This is a genomic window from Nocardia panacis, assembly GCF_003598715.1.
Taxonomy (GTDB): domain Bacteria; phylum Actinomycetota; class Actinomycetes; order Mycobacteriales; family Mycobacteriaceae; genus Nocardia; species Nocardia panacis.
This window is the reverse complement of sequence record NZ_QZFU01000013.1, coordinates 26,315-51,990: the sequence shown is the minus strand read 5'-3', so window position 1 is coordinate 51,990 and position 25,676 is coordinate 26,315. Positions and strand designations below refer to the sequence as shown.

The window sequence follows — 25,676 nt, the reverse complement described above, 5'->3', positions numbered from 1 at the left end:
TTGCCCGGCATGCCCGAACAACACGCCCCACCGGTTGTCGGCACTACGCGTGCGCGACACCCTGTTCCGAGCCCGTGGTGAGGTGTGCCGGAGCGCCGGTATCAGTCGGTGTCCGGAGCGTGCGGGTGAGGACGGCTTCCCAACACGAATTCCCCGACCGGGGATTCCTCGGTGTAGTTCAGTCGCAGGATTCGGCCCGCAGCGTCGGAGTTTCCGCTGCCGATAGCGCAGGGCGCCAATCCCATCGCGGTTGCGACCAGATACATGCTCTGGTAGAGGACGCCGACATGCCGGAGGGTCAGCGCGTAGGCGATGCCGCGGTATTTCCAGGAGAGCCGGCCGAATCGGGACGTAATCGTGATCGCGATATCCGGATTGCCCTGGAAGGCGGTGGCGGCGGATGCGTCGTCCAGGATTGTCCGGCAGTCGGATTCGTTGTCATTGATCAGGATGAGCCGATGCTCGAGGGGGTCGTAGTAGTAGATGCCCTGCCGCAACCCGTCGCATCGGTGCACCGCGAGGTAGAACTCGAGCTCGTAAGCGGCCCCGCCGCCGGGGTAGGGCCGAGTCGTGGTCTCGTAGTGCGCACCGTCGGGCCAGGAGCGGGTCCGGACCCTGGCCACTCGGTAGAGGAATTCGCCGAGCTGGTCGAGATCGATTGGCAGCGTGGCGTGTTCGCGTATCGAGACCCGCTGTTCCATGACGGTGCTCAGTTGTGGGTCTCGGTCGGCGATGTCGCGCCAGGACGGTCGGGGCAGCTGCACGGCGGGTCCGTTGGGGGGTGGCTTGATCGCCGGATGCGGTGGTATGTCGCCGAGGTAGGAGAACACGCCGCCGTGGGGGTCGTCGGTGCGACCGGAGCGGCTGCGGGAGTGGAACAGCAAATCGTGAAAATCCCACTGACGCAACGCATTGTCGGTTTCGGAGGCGAATCGGCCGGATTCCGGGTCGTCGACCTCGACCAGGTTCGCTCCGATGAGGTGGGCCAGCAGGTTGTGCACGACGGGCAGTGGCAGACCTGCGGCATCGGCGAGTTCGATTGCGCCGCTGGTTGTTCCGAGCGCGGCGACGACAGCGCCTGCCGCCGGATGCGGTAGTAGGGCGCGGTGGTGCGCGAGTGGAGATTCGAGAACCAGCAGATCGTCTCGGGAACGCGCGAAACTGAACTTCGACAGTCGCAGTCGTGCGCCGGGGCGCGGTGGGCTCGGGTGATAGGTGGCGTCGGGTGCGGTGGGTTCCAGGCTCATCAACTCGGTGTCGTCGATGACAACGCAGCGTGCGAGCAGCTTGTTCAGGCGGGCCAGGATGCGTTGAAGTTGGTGTCGTTCATGATCGGTGAGCGAGGAGTTCAATTCGGAGAGGGGCACGGCGCGGTGCAGCCGCCGCATCGCCGAAACGAGGCCGTCCGACATATTGCGCAGCGTGAAGGATCCGTGCGCGCCGGTGAGGGTCAGCAGGTCGGCGTCGTGCTCGATCTCGACGCCGGTCCGCAACCGCATGACGTTGTCGATCATGGTGATGTCGGCGATGGCGGTGGGCGGGTTCACAGGAACATCCCGATGGGGTTGAGTTCGCTCTCGGGGGTCGGTTCGGGCAGCCACCCCATGCGCACCGGGACCTCATAGAGCCTCCCCGGCGCGTAGCGGGTCCAGAAGTGCCGCAGGCCGGGGACGATCACCTTGACCACCGGCAACCCGATATCGGGGCGGGTCTGGTCGAGTACGAGCATTTCCAGTCCGGAGTTCTCGACGATCCGCTGGGCCAGCCGCACGTCCTCGGCGAGGTCGTCGGTGCTGGGATCGTGGTAGTCGGCAGAGGTTCGCGACGGCTCGTCGGCCGGCACCAGGTATGGCTGATTGTCGAGGGTGGCCTCGGTGTACCACTCGCGCAATTCCGGAGTGAGATCCTCGACGGGGGTGCTGTCGTATCCCAGAAATTGGTTCGACTCGGTGAGTGCCCGTGAGATCGCGATCTTGACGTCGAAGTGCGCACCGAATCCCATGAGAATGTCCTCGCGGGGCGCACCGATGCGACGCGACAGCGCGACTACAGCGGGGATACCGAGGTCCGAGGTCAGATCCAAGGCCCATGCCTCGCGGCCGAGGCTGCGGTAGCGGTGCTGCCATCGCTGGAAATACGGTTCGTCGAAGCCGGACAGGTCGATTCCGGGCCGCTGAATCCTGTTGTACCACCACAGCGCAACGCTGTCGCGTTCGACGAGCTCCAGAAAACCTTGCAGCACAGCATCTTCCAAGCAGCCGCCTGCAGCGTTGCCATTGGAGTCGGCGAATGCGAACCGACCCGCCTGCTGTGGGTAGTCGTAGAACAGATTCGCGGTGGGCAGGTATCGGGTCGCGTTGTGGGTCAGCGACCACACCGGGGTCCACTCGATACGGTCATCGGGATCGAATGGATCGCACACCCGCTGGTACGGAATCTTTTTCGCATTCCAGGCGGCCCGCTCGGCGAACTGCCGGTCGCTGTAGAGTTGCAGCGAGTTGGGATGGATCGCGGCACCGTCGAGCTCATCCATCCTCGCGGTGACGGTGGCTTCGTCACCGCAGTACACGCCGGAGAAGCGTTCGATCGCCTCGGCCAGCGCGGACGCTTTGGCCTGGGTATCGGTCATCCCCTTCCCGCCGGCGGATTGACGCAGACCCGCATGCAGGGCGGAAATATCGGTCATCGACATGGCCGCATTCGCACCCGCTCGATAGGCGAACAGATCATCGGCGGCCGAACTCGGCACCAACTCTGTCACCGGGCCGGTGATCGGGCTGATGAGCGACCCGTACTCGGCCAGCAACGCCTCGGGTGTCTTCGCGCGATGCCCGCCGTCGGTCGTGAATATCTTTGGCCGAGAGACCAGTTGGACCGGATCCCACTGCAGGCGCCGCTGTAGATCGGGATCACCGCACTCCGGACATTGCGGCCGGGCGCGCACCACATGCCTGCTCCACTGCCAGCCGATGGTATCGAAGGTGAACATGACCGTATGCGGTGCGCTCGGCCGATCCGCCCCGACCTCGGCGCCGGTCAGCCACTGCGCGGCATGCAACGCCGCCATGTGTGCCGCCAGTTGCCGCGTTGCGGGCAGGCCGATTTCGGCGGCGACCGGCGGACCCGCCGCGTCCGTCCGCTGCCGCAGATATGACCGCACCAACTGGTTGGATTCGAGATACGTCGACAGGCAACGCCAGCAGCCCGTGCGTCCGGGCTCGAACACCGGGCCGATCCACACCGTGCTGCCGACCGGTTTGGCAGGCATCCACGCACCGCCATCGGTCAAACGTGCACGATTGTGATCTGCCAATTCCGGACGAAGATAGTCGTCGGTGAGAACCACCCGAAGATCCGGACTGCCAGGCCCCACCTGAAGACCCAAAGCCATTGCTGCGGCGGCGAACTCCGCATCGATGACCTGACCGATGCCCACCACGTCGACAGTTCGGTCCCGCAACCGCGCCACCGCCGCGTCACCGTCCAGGCCGCACAGCTCCCAGTAGCCTCCGGCGCGTGGGTCCACCTCGGGATCGCACTCCACGACCAAACCGGCGTCCACCAGCCGCGCCAACGCCGAATCCAGCCTGTCGCTGTCGAAATCGTTGGCCAGCGCGGCGCTGATATCACCTCGACTCCTGCCTGTCAGCAGAAACGGCGCAAGACGCTCCATCAACCCGCCGTGCAGCCGGGTTCGCCGCGAACCTTCCGAAAAGACATACACTCCGTCCCCCGCTACGGTCTGCACCCCCAGATGACGTGTGAACCGCAGGACAGAACCCATCAGAACCTCCCTCGCAGCCGGGAAAGAACATGTCGACCCCGCCGGCCATCGCGGTGACCGGCGGGGAGCTGTCAGGTCATCGTCAACCGCAACGACACCCACAACGACACCCACACCTATGGGCCTCCGATATCGCATCGAGTTCCTCGATGACAACATCGTCGTACTCTGATTTCTCGGGTGATTTCTCGTCCATTTCGTCCTCCTCGTCGCTGACGTGAAACACGGAATTGACAGGATGATCGGCACACATTCCGATCGCCGCAGCGAACAATGTGCCTCACGTCGGCTACAGTAACAAACAGGACTGCAACTCGAGAAAGTGGGAATAAATTGGTCTGTATTGGATGATTTTCGCCCCGAGACTCTCGCCGATATGGCACGAGGACAACGGCGTCGAATGGCATTCCCGGCTGCGGTGGATTGTTCGCGACGTCGTCGAGATCGACGCCCGACCACCTGCGTGACGACCGCCCGATCGGCGGACAGTCCGCCCGTCCTGCGAAAGATCAACGCGGAATTCAAGTTTCGGGGCGATCAAGTTTCGCAGCCCACCTCATTCGTGCTGGAGGCGGGTGACCGCCGACCAGACCTGCCTACCGGGTTTGCGCGGATTCGGTTGCGGCAGATACGTGAATGGCCGCATGTACCACGGCATCCTGCGCAGTTTCCGCGCATTGATGAAGATCGGCTCCATATCGGTGATCCGCCAACCCAATTCCTCGAAGAATGCGACACCGTTCGGCGGATCGAATCGCAATGGCGCATTGCGGAACATCGACAATTTCATCTTGGCCAGCCCGAGCGCGATATCGGCGATCCACCAGGCGATCTCGGGACGATCCAGCACGGTGGCCAGCCCGGCCACGGTATCGGGTTCGAGATAGGACAGCAGCCCTTCGGTGAGCACCAGCGCCTTGGTGGCCGGTTTGTTCGCCGGTTCGTGCGCGTCGAGCGCCTCGTCCAGGAATGCCTGCCGCGCCTGTTCGTCGGCCAGGTCCACCGCGCGGCGCAGCAGCGCGCACTTCGGTGTCGCGCCTGCCAGTGCCGCCTCTTTCTCGTGCGTCATCGCGGGCAGATCAGCTTCGACCCAGAGCAATTCCGGGGGCAGGTCGAGTCGGTAGGGGCGGGTGTCGAAGCCCGCGGCCAGATTCAGCACCCGATCGCAGCCCTGCGCGAGGCAGTCGCGGATCAGGTCGTCGATGAGTTTGGTGCGCACCACGATCGGCCAGCCGCCACTCAGGGTCCGCTCGGCGGCCGCGGCCATCGCCCGGCCCTGTTCGCCTGCGAGCTTGTCCGCCAAGGGATCTCGGAACAGCGCGTCCGGGCGGGCGCTCTCCTGCGCGCGGTAGGCGGCCACCCACCGCGCGGTATCGGACACATCGGTCGGCACATCCGCCTCGTCCATGGGGTCAGTGTGGCATATCCGGCTTGCGATCGACGGCTTCGACAGACTGCGGCCCGTTCCCAGCGACGGCAATGCGCGCGGGATCCACCTATGGTCGAGGTCACACTCGACCCCTGGGGAGATGACTTGATGACACCGCCATCGGATGCCCCCCGCACCCATGCCGGTTCGGTCGCCGAACAGACCGATCCGCGCGGGTTGCTGCGATTGCGTTTGGCCGCCGCCGGGGGCCCGGCCGTGCACCGAATGGTCGCGCCGGGACTCGTCGAGGTTTTGACGCTCGCTCCTCTCGGTCGCGCGGTGACGCCGGAGTTGTTGGCGGAGTGGGAGATCGGCGTCGAGGAAGCCCTCGCGTCGGCCGAGGCCAATTCCGGCGCGGAGAGTCTGGAACTGGGGTGGGAGGGTCGCGGCGAGACCGATCTGGCCGTGCTCACCGGATCGGAGTTCGCGGGCGCGCACATTCGCAGGCTCGAGCACTATCCGGTGATCGGGCAGCACGGGGCGTTGTTCGTCGCGGCAGGCGCGGGCGAACTCTATGCGCATCCGCTCTGCGGACCCGATTCCGAGGTCGTGCTGGACGCGCTCGGCACGATCGCCTGCTCCGCCGCGATCACCTCCTCGGTCTTCTGGTGGCAGGACCGTGTCATCCGACTCGCCGCGACCACCGCGACGCGTGCCGACGGCAGCGTGGAGGTGCGGCCGACGCCGGAACTGCGCTCGGTGCTCGACGGACTCACGGCCACGCACGAATTCGCGCTGCTCCCAGCCGATATCGACGGCGCGCTGGAGGCGTTGGAGATCTACTCGCGCCTGCGCACCGACCCTGGTCGACCGGACCCGGCCCTGCGCGCGCTGTCCATCGACCTCGATCCTGCCTACGGACTGACCGCGGGGGCGGGGGGCGCGATCCTGCACGCGCGCGGTCACGACCGCGCCCACCACCTGCTCGCGGCGCTGAATCTGACCAAGGACCGCGACCTCGCCGTCCTCGATATCGCCACCGGCTGCCTCTACAACCCGCGCGAGCGCGTCGAGGTCGAGGTCACCATGCCCGATCACACGCTGCCCTATCTCACCCCCGCCCTGCTCGCCGATCTGATCACCGCCGCCGCCGACCCCAACGATCCCGACCTCACCCTCACCCGCGCGGGCGATCGCATACGCGCCCACCGCCACGAATACGTCTACCAACTCGAAACCCGAACCGGGACAGAGTGCTCGCGCGTCTACACGGTGCTGCCCGTCGTGGTGCGCGAGGTGCTGTGGGCATGGGCATGCGAGGATCCGGACTGGAAGACGGCGGTCGGTTGGCGAAAGGTCGCTCCCGGCGCGCCCGGTGTCGAATCGGCCAGGGGATTGGAGATCCTCCAGGACGAATTGGCCGCGCCCACTTCCCGTCTCACCGTGGAGGGTCTGGCGCTGCTCGACCAATTCCTCGGCCTGCGCGACCGAGCGCTGCCCGCAGGAGAATAATTCCGCGCTTCGGTAGGTTCGTCGATGTGAACCGACGAGTTCTGTTGGCTGTCACCGCAGGTGGCGCGTTATTCCTTGTTCCCTGGACGCTGTGGTTGGCGGTCCAACTCCCGAACGGCTACACGACCTATGAGTGGCGGCTGGCCTGGGTCGGGTTCGATGTACTGCTGCTGACGGGTCTGGCGTGCAGCGCGTGGCTCGGGCTGCGGCGCCGCCGCGCGGCGGTGCCGGTGTTGAACGCGACGGCGGCGCTGCTGGGTTGCAGAGTCTCGGTGAGCCCGCACCCATCTCGGGGTAAATCTAGAACGCGTTCCCATTTCACGGTAGAGTCCTGAGATCATGAGCGATACACCCGGGGTGCTCGCCGGACGCGTCGCGGTGGTGACCGGAGCCAGTCGCGGCATCGGCAAGGGCATCGCCCTCGAACTGGGCGCGGCGGGCGCGACCGTGTACCTCACCGGACGCACCGTCAAGGCCAAACAGCTGCCCGGCACCGTCGCGGGCGCCGCCGCCGAGGTCGACGCCCTCGGCGGCGTCGGCGTCCCGGTGATCTGCGATCATCTGTACAGCTCGGGGGTCGTGAAACTGTTCGAGCGCGTCCGAGAAGAACAGGGCCGCCTCGACATTCTCGTCAACAACGTCTACGACTCCCCCGGTTCGGCGCGCTGGCTCGGCCGCAAATTCTGGGAGATCCCGCCCGCCGCTTGGGACGCCGGATTCGATATCGGCGTCCGATCCCATTACGTGGCAGCCTTTTACGCCGCCCCACTGCTGATCGAAGCCCGCGGCCTGATCGTCAACATCTCCTCACCCGGCGCGGTCCGCACCATGCACAACGCCGTGTACGGCGTGGGCAAGGCCGCCCTCGACCGCATGACCGCCGAGATGGCGCACGACCTGGCCGACACCGCCACTGCGGTCTCCCTCTGGCCCGGTATCGTGAATACCGAACTCCTCCAACTCATCCCGCCCGGCCCCGACGGTCGCCGCCTCCTCACCATCCCCGGCGAACCCACCATCGACCTCGCCACCGCCGAAACCCCCCGCTTCACCGGCCGCGCCGTTGTAGCCCTCGCCGCCGACCCGGACCGCAACACCCGCACCGGAAAGGCCTGGAAGGTCGCCGATTTGGCCGAATTCTACGGCTTCAGCGACCTACCGGACTGAATCAAGAGGTTGTCGCGGTCGTGCCGGGAGGTACGCGGGACATGATCACGGGCGGCGAAGGTGCGGTTACTTCAGCGTGACAGGGAACCGATCCGCGTTCTCGTGCATCCAAGTAGATGGGCGGGGAAGTGTCTTCGCCCATCACGGGGGAACCGCCGCACTCAGCGGTGAGCGTGGCGCAATCCCTTTGCACGAGAGGGAGTCTCATGCTCAGGAGTTCATTCTTTCGACGGGGTGCGGGTCTGATCGTCGGAGTTTTCGCGCTGGGGCTGGTAACCGGCACCGGCGTTTCGGACGCGGTGACGTTCGTCGACGTCTGCGTCGTGCGGCAGGATATTCAGTTCCGGCAGGTCTCCGACGATGACTGGGTGCCTTGGGATCGGGTGCTCGGGGTGTACAACTCCGAACAGGAATGCATCAACGTCGGGCAGGCACTGGCCGATTCCACCAAAGGGCGGTATCACTGCCAGATGATCCGGAACGGCGGGGCCTGGGCGCTTTTCTACTAGCGTCCCAGTCACCCTGGTGTCCGGTCGGCGGGCTGCGAGCTCGGATCGGCCGAGTGGAACACAATAGGGAACATGCTCACCGTGCATCTCGCTCCCAATCTCTCGTCGGCGAAATCGATCCGTGCGGCCCTCGACGCCGCCGATGCGGTTGGGAGCGAGGTCGTGATGGGCCGTGACGACCTCAGCTGTGGCCCCCTCGACTGCGGCGACCGACGCGCATGGTGGAATGCGACCTTCACCGGCGACATGGGGATGCGACAGGCAGCGCTCTGGGAGTCGGCGGAGCCGGGGCCACGCCGATCTGTCGGTCCCGCCGCCCGAACGATCGTCTGGGTGAGCAAGCACAGCGCCCAGGAATACGCCGACTATCTGTTCCTCACCACGCGGCCTCGCGACCACCGGTTGCATGTCATCGACGTCACCGCCGGTAGTCGAGGCCCCGCAAACGAGTCGATCGCCGCGGTGGCCTCGCTGACGCCCGCCGAGATCAGCACCTATCTGGGGTCGGAGCGCGCCCTCGATGGCGCCGAACGCACCGAACTGGCACAAAAGTGGGCGAGGTTGCGCAGCGAGAACGCTCCGCTGCGAGTGGTGTCGGCGGCATCGGAACTGGTCTCCGCGCCTGTCGACTACTTCGACGAGGCACTCCAGAACCATGTGTCCGTCGCTCCCACACCGATGCCTGCGGTGATCGCTGCGGTCATGGCCGAGCACCGATTCCAGACCGGCGACTACGTACTACAACGTCGACTTATCGACCTCGTCGCCGCAGGAGTGGTTGCGGCCGAGGGCGACCCCCGCACAGCGCGGTCGTGCCGGATACGGCAGGCCGAGCAGTGACATACCCTCCACGCTCATCCGCCCCGGCGAGGTTTCTGCGCAGGATCCGAGCCACGTCCCCCGACACCGACCGCTACCCCTTCGACCTGCCTATCGTGCGGCACCTCACGCGCGCCGGGGGCATCGAGATCCCCGCCGGGGTGACGTTCCTGGTTGGCGAGAACGGCTCCGGCAAATCCACCCTCGTCGAGGCCGTCGCCGTCGCGGCCGGGCTGAACGCGGAGGGAGGATCACAGAACTTCCGCTTCGCGACCCGCGCGACGGAATCGAAACTGGGTGAACACCTCACTCTGGCGTGGGGAATCTCCAAACCCCGCACTAGGTTCTTCGTGCGGGCCGAGTCCTACTACAACGTCGCGACCGAAACCGAACGACTTGGCCCCGAGCAGCTACGAGCCATGGGCGGGGTGTCGCCACACGCCCGTTCGCACGGTGAATCGTTCGTCGATCTGATGCGTCACCGGTTCCTCGCCAATGGTCTCTACCTGCTCGACGAGCCCGAATCGGCCCTTTCTCCTCAGGGATGCATGGCTGTGCTCGCCCGACTGGCCGAACTGGTACGTCAGAATTGCCAGATACTCGTCGCGACTCACTCGCCGATCCTGCTGGCACTGCCCGGTGCCACAATCCTCGAGATCCGAGAAACCGGCGAGATCAGCGAAGTCACCTACGACGAGGCAATGCCGGTGCGGCTGACCCGAAGTTTCCTTGCCGACCCGGACAGGTATCTGCGCTACCTCACCGAACCCGAACAACATGAGGGCGCGCAGGACATCCCACCTGGTCGGGCAACCTTCGGAAGGTAGTCCGAATGCCGACTACGAGCCACCGTCTCGGGAACCAGCCGCGGACGGGTCGCGGCCGGAGTTGGAGGTTGAGCGGCCGAGCTCGTCCACGCAGACCACACGTCCGCCCGCAGCATTAGATCGGATCCACCCGCGTGCTCAGTCGGGTGTCGCGGCCGGCGCGGGAGCCGACGGCGGCTTGAACGAGTGCCAGTGCGACGAGCAGCAGCAGCGGGATCCGCCATCCGGCGGTGCCGTCGTGGAGCGCGCCGAGCAGCAGCGGTCCGATGGCGGCGACAAGGTAGCCGACCGATTGGGCCATCGCGGCGAGCGCCGCCGCCTGTGCCGGATTCGCCGCTCGCTGGCTTTGAAAGCTCAATGCCAGGACCAGGCAGGCGCCGCCGCCGAGTCCGATCAGCACGCAGGACACCACGGCGAGTCCGGGGGCGAGGATCAGCAGCGCGAAGCCCAGAGCGGCGAGCAGTGAGGCGGTTGCGGCGATGATCCGCTGATCGCGCCACCTGCGGGTGAGGAATGGGAGCACGATGCTGGAAACCAGGCCCGCGATCTGGAAGAGGAACAGCTGCCATCCGGCGGACGCCGCACCCACGCCGCGGTCGTGCAGGATGCTGGGCAGCCACGCGATGATCGTGTAGAAGGCGAGGGATTGCAGGCCCATGAAAACGCTGACCTGCCAGGCGAGTCCGGATCGCCACGGGATCGGTTCCCGCGCCGCGGGGGCGGCGGATTCGGTGCGACGGCCCCGCCGGTATTGCGGCAACCAGACCACAAAGGCCAACGCGGCCAACACAATCCAGCAGCCCAGCGCGGTTCGCCATGCGCCGGGCAGGTACGCGGCCATCGGCACCGATATCCCCGAGGAAAGGGCGGCGACCAGACCCATGGCGGTGACGTAGCCCGCAGTCACCTGGCCGATCCGCGACTCGGGCACACTGCTTTTGATCACCGCCGGTAGCAACACATTCCCGTAGGCGATGGCCGCCGCGACCACGAAAGTGCCTGCGAACAGGAAGAACACGCCGGGCAGCGAACGCACCAGCAGTCCTGTCGCGAGGATGAGCAGCGAATTGCCCAGTACGCGTGCGGATCCGAATCGGTGGGCGGTCCGGCCGACGAACGGTGAGGTCGCGGCGAAGGTCAGCAGCGGCAGCGCGCCGAGCAACCCGCTCCAGATCCCGGACAAGCCGGTGGATCGCTCGATCTCCGGGAGCAGTGGGCCGACACCGGTCAGTGCGGCACGCAGATTCGCCGCGACGAGCACGATGCCCGCCATCAGCAACAAGGCGGGGGGCGCCTTCGTATCCTCGGGGGCGGCGGTTCGAATGGTCATGCTGTGCGCTCCGGCGTTGTGCTGTCGGTTCTTTCGGCGATCGCGTGCGCGCCCGTCAACCGTACGAGCATCACCGCGGCGTGTCGTGCGGCGACCGCGTCGCGGGCGGCGATGGCATCGACCAGGGCGCCGTGCCACCGGTCGTGTTCGGCGGCGATATCGGCGTCCCACGGCAATTCGGACACCATCGATGTGAGCGCGGCGCCCATGTGCTCGTACAGTTCGGTGAGCAGTGCGTTCCCGCCCGCCCGGACGATCGCGAGATGGAACGCGCCGTCGGCCGCCGCGAGCTCGGTCATGACGCCGCCGCTGTTGTGCTCCCGGAGTTCGTCCAGTAGTTCGCGCAGTCGATCGACGTCCGCCTCGGTCCGCCGCTCGGCCGCGACGGCGGCGGCGTGCTCTTCGAGTACGGCCCGCAGTTCCGCCACGTCCGACGCGCGGGCCGTGGCCGCCCGGCGCAGCAGCACGGCCTCCAACTCGCTGCTGACCCGCACATACGTTCCGTCTCCGACGCGTGCCTCGAGCAGACCCAGATGGATCAGTGACCGCAGGGCTTCGCGCACGGTGTTCCGGCTGACCCCGAGCAGTTCGGTGAGTTCCTGCTCGCCGGGAATCCGACCGCCCACCGGCCATCGCCCCGACGCGAGTTGATCCCGCAGTTGATCCGCGACCTGAGCCGTCAGCGTCGATGCACGCCGCGGCTGACGCAATCCCTCCATGAAACCTCCAAATGTTGGACATTTGGATTAAAGCATATTTAGCTCTGGTGCGTAGTACTGGCAGGGCCGGCTACCCCCTTGGTGATCGGTTGGGTGGACAGCAAACTTGGGGCATGGGCAACAACGACTTGGGCGATTTCCTGCGGGCTCGCCGTGCCGGCCTCACGCCGGAGGAGATCGGTCTACCGGTCGAGTTCGGTGGCGGTCGCCGGGTCGCGGGCCTGCGGCGCGGTGAAGTAGCGCAGCTGGCCGGGGTGAGCACCGAGTACTACACCCGCCTGGAACAAGGCCGCGCCCGGCAGCCGTCGGAACAGGTGCTGCGTGCCCTCTGCGACGCCTTGCGGTTCGATGACATCGAGCGGCGGCATCTGTTCGCCCTCGCGGGCGCCGCGTCCGGCCGCGCGGGCCACGCCGAGCATTCGTCACGGTTGCGACCGGCGCTGCGGCAGGTGCTGGATTCGATGGATCTGGCTTCTGCTTTCGTCAGCGACCGGAACCTCACCGTCGTCGGCGGAAACGCGTTGTGGGCGTTGCTGTTTCCCGATGTGGCCGCCATGCCGCGCCGGGAACGCAGCATGGCGCGCTGGACGCTGCTGGATCCGAGTGCCCGCCTGGTGTGGTGCGACTGGGAACGCGTCGCCCGCGACTATGTGCACGGATTGCGGCGGGCCGCCGCCGACCAGCCGCGCAACCAGCACATCGCCAACCTGATCGGCGAGTTGATGATGCGCTCACCCGAATTCCCGGCGTGGTGGTCGGAACATCGCGTCCAGGAACGCAGCACCGGACTCAAACGCCTGCACCACCCTGTCGTGGGTGACCTGGAGTTGCAGTACGAGATCTTCACCTCGGTCGCCGATCCGGGCCAATCGCTCGTGGTCTACACCGCGCCGTCCGGCTCGCCGTCCCAGGAGCGGCTGCGACTGCTGGCCAGTTGGGGTAGTGAACCCGCGGCTATCCGGGACACTGCCGCCGAATCCTGAGCACCGCCCGAATCACCGACCCCGCCATGCCCGTGGGGTCGATACCGCCGTGCCCACGCACGTCATCGAAAGGAAACCCGTTGTGAGCAAGACATTCCTGATCACCGGCGTCAGCACCGGACTCGGACTGGCCATCGCCCGACGCGCCCTGGCGGCCGGGCATCGGGTCGCGGGCACCGTGCGCACCGAGGAGCACGCGGCCGCCTTCCGGGAACTGGACACCGACCGCGCCCACGCCTTCCTGCTCGACCTGTCCGATGCGAACCGGATCGAACCCGCGGTGCGGGCCGTGGAAGCGGAACTGGGTCCGATCGAAGTGCTCGTGGCCAACGCGGGTTACGGGCTCGAGGGCACCTTCGAGGAATCGTCGATGGATGATCTGCGCCGCCAGTTCGAGGTCAACGTCTTCGGCACGGTGGCGACGGTGAAAGCGGTCCTGCCCGGTATGCGGGAGCGACGCGGCGGCCACATCTTCGTCATCACCTCGATGGGCGGGCTGACCACCTTCCCCGGCCTGGCGTTCTACGAAGGCAGCAAACACGCACTGGAAGGCATCACCGACACGCTCGCCCAAGAGGTCGACCAGTTCGGTGTGCGGGTGACCGCGGTGGCGCCCGGCGCGTTCAAAACCGATTGGGCCGGTAGGTCACTGGTCCGCGCACCACGCAGCATCGCCGACTACGACACGCTGTTCGACCCGATCCGGACCCGCCGCCAGGCCCTCGCGGGGAAAGGAATCGGTGATCCGGATCGCGCCGGCGACGCCATCCTTGCCGTCCTGGATGCGGAGAAGCCGCCTGTGCATTTGCTGCTCGGTTCGGATGCGATCCGTCTGGTCACCGCCGGACGCCAACGCGTTCAAGACGACTTCGACGCCTGGCACGAACTGAGCCGCTCCACCGACTCCCCCGAAGGGGGAGTGTCGGTCGCCTGACGCTCATGCCGCTGCAACTTGCTCATCATCCCCATGTGACCATGGCGACGATCCCGGTCTTCGTCGTCTTTGTCTTGACGCAGAAGCACTTCATCTCCGGACTCGTGGAGGGTGCGGTCAAATAACCGCGCCGAAGCCCGTTTCCAGCAGGGTGAAGGCGCGGTCGGCTTCGGCGACGGCGGTCGGGTGGCGTTCGACGGCGGTGGATCCGGTGGCGATGGCTCGCCAGTTGGATTCGCTGAGGTGGCGGTGCACGGCGCTGATAGCACAGGCGGCGACGCGGGCGTCGAGCTCACGGCTGCCGTCGAGGGTGAGAGCTTCGGTCAGGGATTGTTCGCCTGCGGTGAGGTAGTGGGTGAGGCGGGTGGCGAGGGCGGGTGTGGCGAGGATCAGGCGGTAGCAGGCCACGACGGCGGGGTCCGCGCAGAGGCCGGTGGTGGGTTCGTGGTGGTCCAGGCCGGTGCGGAAGGCGAAACGCAGTGCGGTGAGCGGGGTTTCGCCTTGGGGGCGGTCGCGGACGATGCGGGCGGCGTCGTCGACGTGGTCGGCGAAGCGGTGCAGGACGAGGTCTTCCTTGGTCGGGAAGTATTTGAACAGGGTGCGTTTGGAGACCTCCGCGGCGGCGGCGACCTGAACGACCGGGACCGCGTCGAACCCGTCGGCCACGAACAGGCGCAGGGCGGTGTCAGCGATGGTGGCGCGCAGTTGCCGCTTCTTGTGTTCCCGCAGGCTCATGGTTGTCAGCATAGCGAAAAGTAGACCTGGAGGATAAGTAGACCTGGTATACACTTCGGCCATGCGAATCGGCGTAGCGTTGCCCAGCGACTATCAGGCCCAGCTCACGGCGGGTGTCAATCCCGTCGACCATCTGCTGAGCCGAGCCCACGCGCTGGTCGAATGCGGTATCACCACCCTCTGGCTGACCCAGCGCTTCGACTACGACGCCGTCACCGTCGCCGCGCTCATCGGGCGGGAACTGCCGGGTGTCGCGGTCGGCACCGCCGTGACACCCATCCATCCGCGCCACCCGCAAGCGCTGGCGATGCAGGCGCAGACCGCGCAGGCCGCCTGCGCGGGCCGGTTCGAACTCGGGATCGGGCTGTCCTCCCCCGATATCGCCGCCGGATACGGCAATACCCGACCACGAATCCGCTATTTGCGCGAATACCTTGCGGCACTGCAGGATCTGTTGATCACCGGCGCCTGCGACCACACCGGGGAGATGCTCACCGCCCGCTCCCCCGAACCCAGCATGATGCCGACCGTCCACTCGCCGATCCCGGTGCTGCTGGCCGCCTCCGGCCCGCTCACCCTGCGGGCCGCCGCCGAACTCGCCGACGGCGCGCTCCCGCTGCTCACCGGCCCGCGCACCCTCGCCGAGTTCACCGTCCCCACCCTCGCCCGATACGCCGACGCGGCGGATCGGTTGCGGCCAAGGGTGATCGGACTCTTCGGCGGTGTCGTCACCGCCGATGTCGCGGGCGCCCGCGAACGCGCCGCCGCGAAGATGAACCCGTACGGCGCGGTCCCGGCCTATCGGGCGCTGCTGGACCGCGAGGGCGTGGACCAGCCCGTCGACCTCGCCGTCATCGGCGCCGAACAAACCATGGCCGACGCCGTGGCCGCCTACGCCGCCGCGGGTGCGGACGAACTCGTCATCACCCTCACCGCCACCGGCGCCCCCGGCGACGAGGAACGCACCTGGTCCCTACTCGCCGAACTCGGCAATCGATGAGTTCCCGAGTCCCTGGACCACCTAGGGCAGCCGGAGGTGTTCCAGGATGAGGCCGCGGACGGGTTCGACATCGGCCAGCAGGCCGTGCCCGGCACCGGGGAGAACCACCGTGTCGGCCCCGGCACGCCGCGCGGCCGCCGCGGCCACCGTCGAATCGTGCACCTCGCTCGCCCCGGCCAGTGCGACGAAGGTCGGGACCGGCAGCTGGGTCAGCCCATCCGGCAGGTGCGGATAGACGATCGGCGAGGCCGGGAAGTGTGCGGCTCCGTGCGCGAGCAGATCGAGGTAGGCCTCCAAGTGCGCTGGTCCGCTGCCGAGACCGTCCGGTTGCAGCATCGCGCGGGCGGCCTCGAATGTGGGGTGCGGGTCGCGGTTTCGGCCCAGCTCCTCGAATTCGGGACTGAGCCCGGCGAAGACCAGGGGCGGGTCGAGCAGGACCAGCCGTCGCACCCGTTGGGGATGGGCGAGGGTGAACCGGAGCGCGAGGTGACCGCCCAGGGACTGGCCGCACAGGTCGGCTGCGGGTAGCCCGAGCAGATCGAACGTTTCCGCCAGCCAGTCCACGAGATCGTCCATGCTGGTCAAGGCCGCGCCGGTATGCCGGCTGCGGCCCGGCTCGCCCATGATGTCCACGGCCCGCAGGCGATGCTCCTCGGCCAGCGCACCGACGACCGGGTGCCACATCCCGGACGTGCCGCCGTATCCGTGCAGCAGGACCAGCGACTGCGCCGCAGCCGGGCCGGCGGAGGTGACCCGCGTTGTTCCGTACCGACCCGGAAGATCCACCGTCTCGACCGGCACCGGCCAGTGGGCCAGCACCGCGTCGTAGGCCCCGAAATATGCTGCCTCCAGCTCAGGGGTGGCGAAGGTATTCATCGCATCTCCTTTTGTAAGTCAGCTGTATTATGTGGAATTCGCTGCCGAACAGACCGCACGGCGCGTCACCCGTGGCCTCGACCGACTCGGCTCGCCTCCGCACCCCCGAGACGTGCTGCGAGTGACGCTCATGGAGATGCTCCCCCTGCACCCGGACGCCTGCGCCACCAGCCGGATGAGCGCCGCCTACACCCTCGAGGCGCTCCACGACCCGGTGCTGCACGAGCAGGCCCGCCTCGGACTCCATGACGGCAGAGCACTCACCGAACGCCTGATCAGGCAGGCGATCGCCGACGGCCACCTCCCCCGGATCGTGAACCGGCGATCGAGACGAACCTCCTGCTCGCGCTGACCGGCTTCACCCCGCTGCTCAAGTTCGACGTCATCGATCCCGACGCCGCGCTGGTGGCCATCGATTACTATCTCGACCGACTCTTCGGCTGCACCTGAGACCCCCCTCTTTCGCCTTGCCGGGCTACACCAGGGTGGTTCGTTCGGCATCTTCGGAGACACCGGCGGCCAGGGCGCATCCATCAGCCCGGCGACCCGTTAGTCCGGCAGCCAGTGCAGTTCGTGCGCCAGGGTTTTGGCGATGGCACGGACGCGGCGGTGCAGTGGTGACTGCTCGCGAGGGAGGACCAGGTGGATCGTCAAGGTGGGTGCGCCCCGCAGCGGTCGCCACGTGAGACCGGCCGGTTGGGTCGCGACCGCGGTCTCACCGGCCGGGGCGAGGGTGAGCCCGTCGCGCAGGTCGCGCTGGGACAGGTCGAAAGAGACTGCGGGCGTGTGGAATCGGGGGTTCGGCCGGGCGTCGCGGAACAGTGCGGACAGCTGGTCGTGGATCACGGGGTTGGCCGCACGGTCGGGGAGTCGCAGCGGATACGCGGCCGCGTCGTCGATCCCGACCTCCGGGTGTTCGGCCAGCGGATGATGCTCCGCCAATTGGACCCCGACGCGCATACTCCGCAGCAGGTACCGGCGCACGCCACGCCCCGGCTGTTCACCGCGGGTGATCCCCACATCGATGCGGCCGTCGGCGACCGCGGGCGAGATCTCCGGTGTCGCCATCTGGACCGCGCCGACCTCGAGTCCCTTGTGAATCAGCTTGTCCACCAAGGCGGGTGCCGTCTCGGCCCCCGCACTCAGGCTGTATCCGATGCGGAGCGTGCCCAGTTCACCGGCCGCCGCCTTCCGGGCGGTGTCCCATGCCCGGTCCAGCGCCGCCAGAGCGGGCGGCGCGGACTCCGCCAAAGCCGCACCGGCCGTGGTCAATACGACGCTGCGCGTGTCGCGAATCAGCAGGGCCGCACCGAGTTCCGCCTCCAATCGGCGCATCCGGGCACTGAGTGCGGGCTGCGCGATACCGATCCGTGCGGCCGCGCGGGTGAAGTTCAACTCCTGCGCCAGCACCAGGAAGTACCGCAGGCTCAGGGTATCCGGCGCCACATACCTTCCCTCGTCGATTGATAACCATCCGTTCTGAGCCTATCCCGTATTGATCTTTCCCCCGACCGCACCTCGAGCCATAACCTGCGCATATGACAATTCAACTGGGCGGAGGCCATCGTGCATAGGATGCTGGTTTTGTATCCCGAGCCCGTCGACCCTGACCACTTCCGCGACTACTACGTGACCAAACACATTCCATTGGTCAAGGAGATGCCCGGCCTGCTCGCGTGCCGCTACAGCTTCGATGTGGCGGCGGCAAAGGGAGAAGCGCCGTATTTCGCGGTCTTCGAAGCCGACTTCGCCGACGCCGCCACCCTGGCCGCAGGGCGGGCGACGCCACACGGCCAACGGGTGGCCGCCGATGTCGCCAACTACGCCACCGGCGGTGTGGTCGTCATCGACTATCCGATACAGGACGCCACCGACTGAGGTTGGTCGATCCGCTCCGGGACGCGTTCGGTCGGCCGCTGCGGCCGGGTCCGAACGCGATTCACCGCTGGAGCGCTCGGCGTGGGCCGGCTCAGGCGATCGGGTCTCGCTACACGAGTTCCGGAGCGTGCTCGTCGGATTCCTCCGGCGCGTGCGTCCGGCTCGGCAGCAATACCGCCATCACGATGACGACGACCGACAGCGCGGCGGAGGCCACGAACGCCAACCGCATGCCCGCGAGGTGGGCGGAGATCGGATCGGTGTCCGCCGCCGTCAGCGCGTTGGCGCGGGCCGACATGATGGTGATGACGAGGGCGGTGCCGAGCGCCGCCGCCACCTGCTGCAATGTGCCCAGCATGGAACTGCCGTGCGAGTACAGCCGCCGCGGCAGCGCGCCGAGGCCCAGGGTGAATACCGGGGTGAACGCGGCGGCCAGCGCGAGCATCAGCAGGATGTGCAGGGCGAGCAGCTGCCAGTACGGCATGCTCATCGAGATCTGGGTGAATCCCGCCAGCGCCACCGTGATGCCCAGCGCACCCGGAATCACCAATACCCGGCCGCCGAATCGGTCGAACAGTTTACCGATGGTCGGGCCGAGCATGCCCATGACCAGCCCGCCGGGCATCACCAGCAGACCGGTTTGCAGCGGGCTCAGTCCGCGAAGCGTCTGCAGGTACAGCGGCAGCAGCATCATCGATCCGAGCATCGCCAGGAACGCGACCGCCATCAGCACCAGCGCCTTGGTGTAGTCGCCGAACAGCAGGATCCGCAGATCGAGCAGGGGCGAACCGGTCCGCTGCAACCGCACCTGACGCGCCGCGAACACGCCGATGAACGCCAGCCCGACGGCGATGATCGCCACGGGAGTCGCGATGCTGCCTTCGCCGAATCGGCTCAGGCCGAACACCAGGCCGCCGAATCCGAGCGCCGCGAGGGCCACGCTGGGCCAGTCGATCGCGCCGGTCCGCGGTTCGCCGATGTTCTCCAGCCGCCGCAGGCCCAGCCAGGCGACCGCGCCCGCGATCGGGAGCATCAGTACGAAAAGCCAACGCCACGTACCGATTTGCAGCACCAGACCCGAAACGACCGGACCCATCGCGGGCGCCACCGACATGGCGAGGGTGACGTTGCCCATCACGCGCCCGCGGTCGTCCTCGGGGACGACCGTCATGAGGGTGGTCATCAGCAGCGGCATCATCACCGCGGTGCCGCCGGCCTGCACGACCCGTCCGGCCAGCAGCACCGCGAACGTCGGCGCGACGGCGGCGAGCGCGGTGCCCGCCAAGAAGACGCCCATCGCTATCGCATAGGCCCGGCGGGTGGTGACCCGTTGCAGGAACCACCCGGTGACCGGAATGATCGCGGCCATTGTCAGCATGAACGCGGTGGATACCCACTGCGCCGACCGATCGCTGACGTGGAGGTCGTCCATCAGCCGCGGGATCGCGTTGATCATGACCGTTTCGTTGAGGATCACCACGAATGTCGCGAGCACCAACAACCGGACCACGGTCGGTGTCCTGCCTCCGGTCTGTGGCTTGGGTTGATCGGGGGACATCGGGTACCTCCATGAGCGTGTGAATCGGTGGAACGTGTGGCTCGATGCCGCGTCACCGACTGTCGTCTCCGGGCATCACACGATCAGACGACAGTGGTCCCTTCGATTCATCGGTCAGGAAAGTATCTCTGTCCGTGGATTCGCCGCTGCGGGTGGCTCCCGCAGCAAACCGATGGCGCTCCGAGGGTATTCGGCATAAATCGGACCCGCTCGGTGCGGGCGAGACCGCCAGGAGGGTTACCCTCCTGGCGGCGCTCACCATGCCCATGGCGTGCGGTGCGGACCCCGGATCAGTTCTTGCGGGCCAGACCGGACACGATCAGATGCTCCCAGATCGACAGTTCGCGACCCGCCTGCCCGATCGCGGCGTCCTGATCGTCCGGCCGCCACTGGGCGCAATATTTGATGCCGGGCTCCAGGATCTCCAGATCGCCGAAGAGGGCCTCGATCTCGGCATCGGAGCGCCAGGTGCCGCGCCCGAAGGTGGACAGCAGCTTCTCCTGCGCCGCCTCGGTCTCCGCATTGTGTCCGGACCGGAAGTGCGAGATGTAGACCAGGCTGCCCGGCGCCACCCGATCCGTCCACTCGCGCACCAACTCGCCGGGGTGCTCGTCGTCGTTGACGTGATGCAGGATGGCGCTGAACACCACACCCACCGGCTGGTCGAAATCGATGAGCCGCGCCACCTCGGGATGCTGCTGAATCGTCTTGGGCTCGCGCAGATCCGCCTGGATGACGGTGGTGTGGTGATTGGTCGCCAGCAGCGCGCGCCCGTGCGCCAGCACGATCGGATCGTTGTCCACATAGACCACCCTGGCGTCGGGCGCGTACCGCTCCGCCACCTGGTGCACATTGTCGGCCGTGGGCAGACCGCTGCCGAAGTCGATGAACTGCCGCATCCCGGCCTGCGTCATATCGCGGATGGCCCGCACCATCGCCTGCCGATTGGTGAACGCGATGGCCACCGAACCCGGTAGGTCCTTTTTGAAGTGGTCGCCGATTTGCTGGTCGACGACGTAGTTGTCCTTGCCGCCCAGAATGTAGTCGTAGACACGGGCAATACTCGGTTTGCTCTGATCCACGGCATCGAATGCCGCCTTGATCGCGGCTGCGTCCTCGGCCATCTCAACACCCTTGCTCACGAAAACTTGCTCATCATGGTAGGAGACCGCACACCGCACTGGGAGCGCTTCGCCGCGGCCACCACCGGAAACCGCTCCGGCGCCGTCGAGCCTATCGGGCTCGTGATTCTCGGTGTCCGGCGGATCACTTTGTCGCCGAAGGGATTTCGATCCGCCCATGGCCCGATCGGGGTGACGATTCGGGCGAAGGTCAGAAATCTCGCAAACAGGAGGAAAAGTGAATCACATTGTGCGAGCTAATGATCTGTCACCTCGCTTGGACCTGTCCGTGCTGGGAGTCGAAGCTGATCAGTCGACCGCCCAGGGACACCTGGGCGCCGGGTGGCAATTTCACCGGATGGCCGGGAACGGCCCGTGTCCACTCGACCGCTCCCGGCAGGCGGATATGGGTTCCGTTGGTCGATCCGCCGTCGACCACGGTCACATCCCAGTCGATGAGGCGAATCTCCGCGTGGGCGCGCGACATTCCGCCCGAACGGTCTTCGATCCGGATCGGGCGGGCGCCGCGCAGGCGGACCGCGTCGGAGTGTTCGGGTTCGCGGCCCAGGACGCAGTCGTTGTCGAGGACGAACTGGTTGCCGTCATCGAGGAGGAGTAGACCGAGTGGTGGGCGGATGCCGTCGGTGAGGACGCAGGTGAGTTGATCCATGCGGATGCCGCAGACGGCGCAGAAGGAGACTCGCGGGTCGTTGAGGTGGTGGCGGGCGCATTTGAAACCCTTGACCAGCACCCCGGAAGGGGACGCGGCAATCGGTTGGGAGAGTTGAACTTCGCGGGATACGGGTATCGATGCGGCCGTTTCATCGCCGTCGATCGCGAGCTCGTGGTCGGTCGGCACTCCCCCGGACTTCGCGTCACGGTGCTGCGCCGGGAGGAGCTCGCTGTGAATTCGCGGCGCGGCTGCCGGGTCCGACGCGCCGCCGAACCATACGACAGCACCCGACCCCGACACCGTCCCGGCCTCGAGAGCGTGAATCCCCCTCTCCGGCAGCGCCTCCCGTCCGCTACCGTCCACGAGGATCCCGACCCCCACCTCGGGCATCGGCGCGACGACCCGATCCACCGTGAATCCGGCGTCGCGCCCTCGCAGCACCTCGCTGCGCCCGCCCCACGACAGCACCGCCGTCACCCCACCGTGCAGGAACACCGCGATCCCGGTGTCCGCGGGTGATATCACCCCGAATTCGACCGAATTCTCGGCCAATCCCATCAACCATCCGGTCGCCAGCCGCGCGATGACCCGCCCGATACCGCGCCCCTGCTGCCCGGCCGCCTCCCGTACCAACCCGCTGAGCGTGACCAGTGTCCGCCGAGACGCCGAATCAACTGTCGGCGCACCACCTTCGCGGTGCGCCACCACGATCACCACCCCCGCGACCACCGCCACCAGATGCCCGCCGGGCAGCACCTCCACCTGTCGATCGTTCACAGGAATCTGCCACCTCGAAATCGCCATCGGTGAAACAGCACCCGCAGCGGACCATTCACCGTCAACCAGAAAACCAGCCAGGTAGTGACGAATTGGATGAGGAATGCCGCGAGACCCGGTCGCAATCCGGCGGGCAGAACGAGGGTGGTGCGGGTGGCGAGAACCCACATGAGCGCCCCCTCGTTGCCAATGGTGATCAGCCCGAACAGTGTCGGCCAGTCCTTTTCCCAGCGGAACTGCTGCAGAAAATGGTAGAGGCATTCCCACAGCACACCCACCAGAACTGTCGCGGCCAATACCGAAAGCGTTACCCGGTAGGACTGGCCGAGGCTCAGCGACCCGGTCGGCAGCAGCGGCGTAATGACCAGGGCGACAAGTGCTCCCAGAATTCCGAGGACGAGGATTCGGGACTGGATTCGGCCGTGGAGCGTGGGGAGCATGGTCAGATCTTCTTGTCGGTCATCCAGAGCCACCATTGCCGCGCCGAGCGCAGCGGCCCCATGCGCGGGCAGAACCCGAGGGCGGCGAGATCGTCGGCGATCTCCTGCGCGGCGATCTGCAATCCCAGGAAGGTGTCGACGCCAGGGAATGGACCGCCGAGAGTGGCGCTGCCGGAGGCATAGACGCGGCCGCCGCCGCTGCGGGTGCCGATCAATTCGAAGGTGGTGTCCACATCGAGGCGCCCCACCGGGTTGCGGCCCGCTCCGGTGTGGTCGAGCAGGTCGGCCAGCAAACGGTGTTCGCGGATATCGGCTTCGAGTCCGGTGCAGTCGATGATGTAGTCGACGGTGCTGTCGAAGGGCTGCGTCGGTGGTGGAAATGGCAGTGGGGCCGAGGGATCCGGCACGATGGTGGTCCGCACGCCGCCGGGTGCGGCGGGCCGCAGATCCCGCGCGGTGCCCGCCATCACCTGATACCACCCCTCCCGGCGACCGCGCCGCAACTGGGCGCGCCAGGTATTCCTGATCGGGGTGCTGGTGCCGCCGAAGCGGCGATACGCCTCGGCGCGTTGGTCGCCTTGCAGCCTGCGCATCTTTGCCTTCAGTTGTCCGCCCCACACCGATTTCGGATAGTTGAAACCCTGATAGGACCAGCCGTCGCCGCCGGGGCGGCGGCTCCGGAAAGCAGGTCCGCGGGGTTTGGCGATGTAGTGGCGGAACAAATGCAGGATCCGCGTATCCAAGTGCAGCCGGTCGCGATCGTCGATGAGGCGTTGCAGGACTCGACTGGCCACGATGCCGCTGCCGCGAATCATGACGACACCCGGTCTGCGCTGTAGGGCCTGATAGACGTGCTCGTGCGGTTCGTAGGCATTGACCACCCTGGTCGGGTCGCGATAGCGCTCCCGGTATTCCTGGAGGTCGGGCAGTAGTTTCAGGCCCGGATATCCCACGGCCACATGCACATACGCGCTGCGGAAGGCGACGCGTTTGGTGGGCGCGGTCCCCTGCGGCGGGGTGAGGATGGTGAAATAGCCACCGCCCGCGCGTTTGCGCACCATGCGCACCTGCCCTTTGCGCAGGGAGTCCGAATAGCCGATGCGGCGGAATTCCCGCTCCATGCCGAGGAAGACCTGTCCCGCGCGCGGGGTGTAGTAATTGCTGAGGATCGGTTCGGTGAGCACATTCCACAGCGGCGCGAGGGTCTTCTCCGCGAACGCCTCGCGCACCGCGTAGGAGGGGAAGCCCCACATGTTGTCGGGTTCGGAGGCGGAGTCGCTGCGCAGTCGCTCGGCGCGCGGGATCTGCGAGCAGGTCACCAGGTATTCGTAGGAGCTCCACGGCACGTCCTGCGGGCCGAGCACCGCCATCGAACGCGCGGGCACTCCGTAGATGCGCAGGATGTCATAGGTGACGAAGGATCCGATGCCGCTGCCGATGAGCACCAGCGGCACGTCGAACACGGGAATGCCGGAGCCGGTTAGCATTTCGTCGGTCCACAGATCGGTGTAGATCAGCGCCGATGTGAGATCTCCCCGCATTTTCCGGACTCTACCGGGATCGTCTTGCGGGCGACTTGCGATCGTCTTTCGATTCGGTCCCGAGACGCGGCTCGCTCCCGCGACGCGCGGATCGATCCGGGTGAACCTGCCACCGGCGGGGCCGTTCGCGTCGTACCATCGCGAACGTGGCCGATGCGACGCGTACCGCCCCGCTGCGGGTTCTGGTCTACAGCAATGATGCCGATACCCGCGGCCAAGTGCTGCTGGCCCTCGGCCGGAATCCGCATCCGGATCTACCCGCGCTGGAATTCCTCGAGGTGGCCACCGCGCCGGTGGTGGTCGAGCGGATGGACGCGGGCGGGATCGACCTGGCCATCCTCGACGGCGAGTCCACGCCCGCGGGCGGACTGGGCCTGGCCAAGCAGTTGAAGGACGAGATCTCGGTCTGCCCACCGATTCTCGTGCTCACCGGCCGCCCGGACGATGCCTGGCTGGCCAATTGGTCGCGGGCCGAGGCCGCCGTGTCGCATCCGATCGATCCGATCGCGCTGACCGCGGCCGTCGTATCCCTGTTGCGCGCCCGCGACGCGGCCTGATTCCAACCGGTCGATTACCCCCGTTTCGCTCATGAATAGTCCCCGCAACCGAGATCAAACTCGGCGGCGAAAACGGGACCTTCCAGGCAGGTCGGTTGTAGTCTGTGCCCTAGCTCACAGAGGTGCGAGCTACTGCATGACCAATCATCTGTCATATATGGAGGGGAAGTGCAGTCGTGAATATCGAAGTGCCCGCCCTGGTCCTCGGCGCGGTCGCGGCCGCGTTCGCGGTGTTCTCCATCGTCGCGGCGGCGCTGGTCGGCCCCAAGCGCTATAACAGGGCCAAGCTCGAAGCCTACGAGTGCGGTATCGAGCCGACACCGCACGCCGTGGCAGGCGGTCCGGGAAACGTTACCGGGCAACGCTTTCCGGTGAAGTACTACCTCACCGCCATGCTGTTCATCATCTTCGACATCGAGATCGTGTTCCTCTACCCGTGGGCTGTCCACTTCGATGCGCTCGGTCTCTTCGGTCTGGCCGCGATGGCGCTGTTCATCGTCAACGTCTCGGTGGCCTACGCCTACGAATGGAAACGCGGCGGACTCAGCTGGGACTGAGCGCGCGCCG

26 protein-coding genes are annotated in these 25,676 nt (G+C 66.8%); 13 read left to right on the top strand and 13 right to left on the bottom strand.

What is annotated here, in order from left to right; genetic code table 11:
- Nucleotides 1–101: 101 nt before the first annotated feature.
- The 3 genes from D5S18_RS05185 to D5S18_RS05175 form a co-directional block, all read right to left on the bottom strand.
- Complete coding sequence (locus tag D5S18_RS05185; RefSeq protein ID WP_203236596.1) at nt 102–1,547, bottom strand: SagB/ThcOx family dehydrogenase; 1,446 nt, start codon at nt 1,545–1,547, stop codon at nt 102–104.
- Nucleotides 1,544–3,784 (bottom strand): TOMM precursor leader peptide-binding protein, encoded by a 2,241-nt coding sequence (locus D5S18_RS05180; protein ID WP_120038578.1) that lies wholly within the window; start codon nt 3,782–3,784, stop codon nt 1,544–1,546. Before D5S18_RS05180 ends, D5S18_RS05185 begins: the two co-directional genes overlap by 4 nt.
- A gap of 556 nt (nt 3,785–4,340) precedes the next feature.
- Nucleotides 4,341–5,192 carry a class I SAM-dependent methyltransferase gene (locus D5S18_RS05175; protein WP_120038576.1) on the bottom strand — a complete coding sequence of 284 codons (852 nt, stop codon included), beginning with the start codon at nt 5,190–5,192 and terminating at the stop codon, nt 4,341–4,343.
- 129 nt (nt 5,193–5,321) lie between these two features.
- On the opposite strand from D5S18_RS05175, the gene D5S18_RS05170 reads away from it, so the two are divergent.
- The 6 genes from D5S18_RS05170 to D5S18_RS05150 all read left to right on the top strand — a co-directional run bounded on the left by D5S18_RS05170 (nt 5,322) and on the right by D5S18_RS05150 (nt 9,987).
- Nucleotides 5,322–6,665, top strand: coding sequence for a hypothetical protein (locus D5S18_RS05170; protein ID WP_147403850.1), 1,344 nt, complete (start codon nt 5,322–5,324; stop codon nt 6,663–6,665).
- Nucleotides 6,666–6,691: 26 nt separating this feature from the next.
- Entirely contained in the window at nt 6,692–7,000 is a 309-nt protein-coding gene (locus D5S18_RS34345; RefSeq protein ID WP_147403849.1) for a hypothetical protein, read from the top strand.
- Nucleotides 7,001–7,004: 4 nt separating this feature from the next.
- Nucleotides 7,005–7,832, top strand: coding sequence for an SDR family NAD(P)-dependent oxidoreductase (locus D5S18_RS05165; RefSeq protein WP_120038572.1), 828 nt, complete (start codon nt 7,005–7,007; stop codon nt 7,830–7,832).
- Nucleotides 7,833–8,038: 206 nt separating this feature from the next.
- A complete protein-coding gene (locus D5S18_RS05160) occupies nt 8,039–8,341 on the top strand; it encodes a hypothetical protein (protein WP_120038570.1) in 303 nt (100 codons plus the stop codon).
- A gap of 333 nt (nt 8,342–8,674) precedes the next feature.
- On the top strand, nt 8,675–9,181 hold the full coding sequence (locus D5S18_RS05155) for a DUF3658 domain-containing protein (RefSeq protein WP_439651083.1): 507 nt from the start codon (nt 8,675–8,677) through the stop codon (nt 9,179–9,181).
- Nucleotides 9,182–9,276: 95 nt separating this feature from the next.
- Nucleotides 9,277–9,987: an AAA family ATPase gene (locus D5S18_RS05150; RefSeq protein WP_239003551.1), complete on the top strand. Its 711-nt coding sequence runs from the start codon at nt 9,277–9,279 to the stop codon at nt 9,985–9,987.
- A 115-nt stretch (nt 9,988–10,102) separates the two neighbouring features.
- Here D5S18_RS05150 and D5S18_RS05145 read toward each other — a convergent pair whose 3' ends face one another.
- Both D5S18_RS05145 and D5S18_RS05140 read right to left on the bottom strand, forming a co-directional pair.
- Nucleotides 10,103–11,317: a CynX/NimT family MFS transporter gene (locus D5S18_RS05145; RefSeq protein ID WP_120038563.1), complete on the bottom strand. Its 1,215-nt coding sequence runs from the start codon at nt 11,315–11,317 to the stop codon at nt 10,103–10,105.
- Nucleotides 11,314–12,036 carry a FadR/GntR family transcriptional regulator gene (locus D5S18_RS05140; protein WP_120038561.1) on the bottom strand — a complete coding sequence of 241 codons (723 nt, stop codon included), beginning with the start codon at nt 12,034–12,036 and terminating at the stop codon, nt 11,314–11,316. Before D5S18_RS05140 ends, D5S18_RS05145 begins: the two co-directional genes overlap by 4 nt.
- 113 nt (nt 12,037–12,149) lie before the next feature.
- Here D5S18_RS05140 and D5S18_RS05135 point away from each other — a divergent pair, with 113 nt between their 5' ends.
- On the top strand, nt 12,150–13,019 hold the full coding sequence (locus tag D5S18_RS05135) for a helix-turn-helix transcriptional regulator (RefSeq protein WP_120038559.1): 870 nt from the start codon (nt 12,150–12,152) through the stop codon (nt 13,017–13,019).
- A gap of 82 nt (nt 13,020–13,101) precedes the next feature.
- Nucleotides 13,102–13,953 carry an oxidoreductase gene (locus D5S18_RS05130; RefSeq protein ID WP_120038557.1) on the top strand — a complete coding sequence of 284 codons (852 nt, stop codon included), beginning with the start codon at nt 13,102–13,104 and terminating at the stop codon, nt 13,951–13,953.
- 117 nt (nt 13,954–14,070) lie between these two features.
- Here the strand turns inward: D5S18_RS05130 and D5S18_RS05125 are convergent, their stop codons facing one another.
- Nucleotides 14,071–14,688 carry a TetR family transcriptional regulator gene (locus D5S18_RS05125; RefSeq protein WP_203236595.1) on the bottom strand — a complete coding sequence of 206 codons (618 nt, stop codon included), beginning with the start codon at nt 14,686–14,688 and terminating at the stop codon, nt 14,071–14,073.
- A 61-nt stretch (nt 14,689–14,749) separates the two neighbouring features.
- Between D5S18_RS05125 and D5S18_RS05120 the strand changes: the two genes are divergently transcribed.
- Entirely contained in the window at nt 14,750–15,688 is a 939-nt protein-coding gene (locus D5S18_RS05120; RefSeq protein ID WP_120038553.1) for a TIGR03564 family F420-dependent LLM class oxidoreductase, read from the top strand.
- Nucleotides 15,689–15,709: 21 nt separating this feature from the next.
- On the opposite strand, the gene D5S18_RS05115 is transcribed toward D5S18_RS05120, so the two are convergent.
- Nucleotides 15,710–16,564, bottom strand: a complete 855-nt coding sequence (locus D5S18_RS05115) for an alpha/beta fold hydrolase (protein WP_147403848.1) — start codon at nt 16,562–16,564, stop codon at nt 15,710–15,712.
- 31 nt (nt 16,565–16,595) lie between these two features.
- Between D5S18_RS05115 and D5S18_RS05110 the strand changes: the two genes are divergently transcribed.
- Nucleotides 16,596–16,916, top strand: coding sequence for a hypothetical protein (locus D5S18_RS05110; protein ID WP_203236594.1), 321 nt, complete (start codon nt 16,596–16,598; stop codon nt 16,914–16,916).
- Between the two features lie 197 nt (nt 16,917–17,113).
- On the opposite strand, the gene D5S18_RS05105 is transcribed toward D5S18_RS05110, so the two are convergent.
- Entirely contained in the window at nt 17,114–18,010 is an 897-nt protein-coding gene (locus D5S18_RS05105; protein ID WP_120038549.1) for a LysR family transcriptional regulator, read from the bottom strand.
- 129 nt (nt 18,011–18,139) lie between these two features.
- Here D5S18_RS05105 and D5S18_RS05100 point away from each other — a divergent pair, with 129 nt between their 5' ends.
- Nucleotides 18,140–18,442, top strand: a complete 303-nt coding sequence (locus D5S18_RS05100; protein ID WP_439651082.1) for an EthD family reductase — start codon at nt 18,140–18,142, stop codon at nt 18,440–18,442.
- A 109-nt stretch (nt 18,443–18,551) separates the two neighbouring features.
- Here D5S18_RS05100 and D5S18_RS05095 read toward each other — a convergent pair whose 3' ends face one another.
- From D5S18_RS05095 to D5S18_RS05075, 5 genes are all read right to left on the bottom strand, one after another.
- Nucleotides 18,552–20,000 (bottom strand): MDR family MFS transporter, encoded by a 1,449-nt coding sequence (locus D5S18_RS05095; RefSeq protein WP_120038545.1) that lies wholly within the window; start codon nt 19,998–20,000, stop codon nt 18,552–18,554.
- 290 nt (nt 20,001–20,290) lie between these two features.
- Entirely contained in the window at nt 20,291–21,124 is an 834-nt protein-coding gene (locus tag D5S18_RS05090) for an SAM-dependent methyltransferase (RefSeq protein WP_120038825.1), read from the bottom strand.
- Nucleotides 21,125–21,389: 265 nt separating this feature from the next.
- On the bottom strand, nt 21,390–22,571 hold the full coding sequence (locus D5S18_RS05085) for an FHA domain-containing protein (RefSeq protein ID WP_239003550.1): 1,182 nt from the start codon (nt 22,569–22,571) through the stop codon (nt 21,390–21,392).
- Nucleotides 22,568–23,011, bottom strand: a complete 444-nt coding sequence (locus tag D5S18_RS05080) for a hypothetical protein (RefSeq protein ID WP_120038531.1) — start codon at nt 23,009–23,011, stop codon at nt 22,568–22,570. The genes D5S18_RS05085 and D5S18_RS05080 overlap by 4 nt, the downstream gene beginning before the upstream one ends.
- Before the next feature lie 2 nt (nt 23,012–23,013).
- Nucleotides 23,014–24,552: a hypothetical protein gene (locus D5S18_RS05075; RefSeq protein WP_120038529.1), complete on the bottom strand. Its 1,539-nt coding sequence runs from the start codon at nt 24,550–24,552 to the stop codon at nt 23,014–23,016.
- Between the two features lie 146 nt (nt 24,553–24,698).
- On the opposite strand from D5S18_RS05075, the gene D5S18_RS05070 reads away from it, so the two are divergent.
- Both D5S18_RS05070 and D5S18_RS05065 read left to right on the top strand, forming a co-directional pair.
- Nucleotides 24,699–25,109 carry an Rv3143 family two-component system response regulator gene (locus D5S18_RS05070; RefSeq protein ID WP_120038527.1) on the top strand — a complete coding sequence of 137 codons (411 nt, stop codon included), beginning with the start codon at nt 24,699–24,701 and terminating at the stop codon, nt 25,107–25,109.
- A 176-nt stretch (nt 25,110–25,285) separates the two neighbouring features.
- On the top strand, nt 25,286–25,666 hold the full coding sequence (locus D5S18_RS05065) for an NADH-quinone oxidoreductase subunit A (RefSeq protein WP_120038525.1): 381 nt from the start codon (nt 25,286–25,288) through the stop codon (nt 25,664–25,666).
- Nucleotides 25,667–25,676 lie beyond the last annotated feature (10 nt).

Excerpts from the sequence above, each read along its gene's own strand:
- D5S18_RS05170 (WP_147403850.1), top strand. The coding sequence starts at position 5,322 with ATGACACCGCCATCGGATGCCCCCCGCACCCATGCCGGTTCGGTCGCC.
- D5S18_RS05160 (WP_120038570.1), top strand. The coding sequence starts at position 8,039 with ATGCTCAGGAGTTCATTCTTTCGACGGGGTGCGGGTCTGATCGTCGGA.
- D5S18_RS05125 (WP_203236595.1), bottom strand. The coding sequence starts at position 14,688 with ATGAGCCTGCGGGAACACAAGAAGCGGCAACTGCGCGCCACCATCGCT.
- D5S18_RS05180 (WP_120038578.1), bottom strand. The coding sequence starts at position 3,784 with ATGGGTTCTGTCCTGCGGTTCACACGTCATCTGGGGGTGCAGACCGTA.
- D5S18_RS05095 (WP_120038545.1), bottom strand. The coding sequence starts at position 20,000 with ATGTCCCCCGATCAACCCAAGCCACAGACCGGAGGCAGGACACCGACC.
- D5S18_RS05135 (WP_120038559.1), top strand. The coding sequence starts at position 12,150 with ATGGGCAACAACGACTTGGGCGATTTCCTGCGGGCTCGCCGTGCCGGC.
- D5S18_RS05075 (WP_120038529.1), bottom strand. The coding sequence starts at position 24,552 with ATGCGGGGAGATCTCACATCGGCGCTGATCTACACCGATCTGTGGACC.
- D5S18_RS05120 (WP_120038553.1), top strand. The coding sequence starts at position 14,750 with ATGCGAATCGGCGTAGCGTTGCCCAGCGACTATCAGGCCCAGCTCACG.
- D5S18_RS05140 (WP_120038561.1), bottom strand. The coding sequence starts at position 12,036 with ATGGAGGGATTGCGTCAGCCGCGGCGTGCATCGACGCTGACGGCTCAG.
- D5S18_RS05080 (WP_120038531.1), bottom strand. The coding sequence starts at position 23,011 with ATGCTCCCCACGCTCCACGGCCGAATCCAGTCCCGAATCCTCGTCCTC.
- D5S18_RS05165 (WP_120038572.1), top strand. The coding sequence starts at position 7,005 with ATGAGCGATACACCCGGGGTGCTCGCCGGACGCGTCGCGGTGGTGACC.
- D5S18_RS05175 (WP_120038576.1), bottom strand. The coding sequence starts at position 5,192 with ATGGACGAGGCGGATGTGCCGACCGATGTGTCCGATACCGCGCGGTGG.
- D5S18_RS05145 (WP_120038563.1), bottom strand. The coding sequence starts at position 11,317 with ATGACCATTCGAACCGCCGCCCCCGAGGATACGAAGGCGCCCCCCGCC.
- D5S18_RS05090 (WP_120038825.1), bottom strand. The coding sequence starts at position 21,124 with ATGGCCGAGGACGCAGCCGCGATCAAGGCGGCATTCGATGCCGTGGAT.
- D5S18_RS05100 (WP_439651082.1), top strand. The coding sequence starts at position 18,140 with ATGCTGGTTTTGTATCCCGAGCCCGTCGACCCTGACCACTTCCGCGAC.
- D5S18_RS05115 (WP_147403848.1), bottom strand. The coding sequence starts at position 16,564 with ATGAATACCTTCGCCACCCCTGAGCTGGAGGCAGCATATTTCGGGGCC.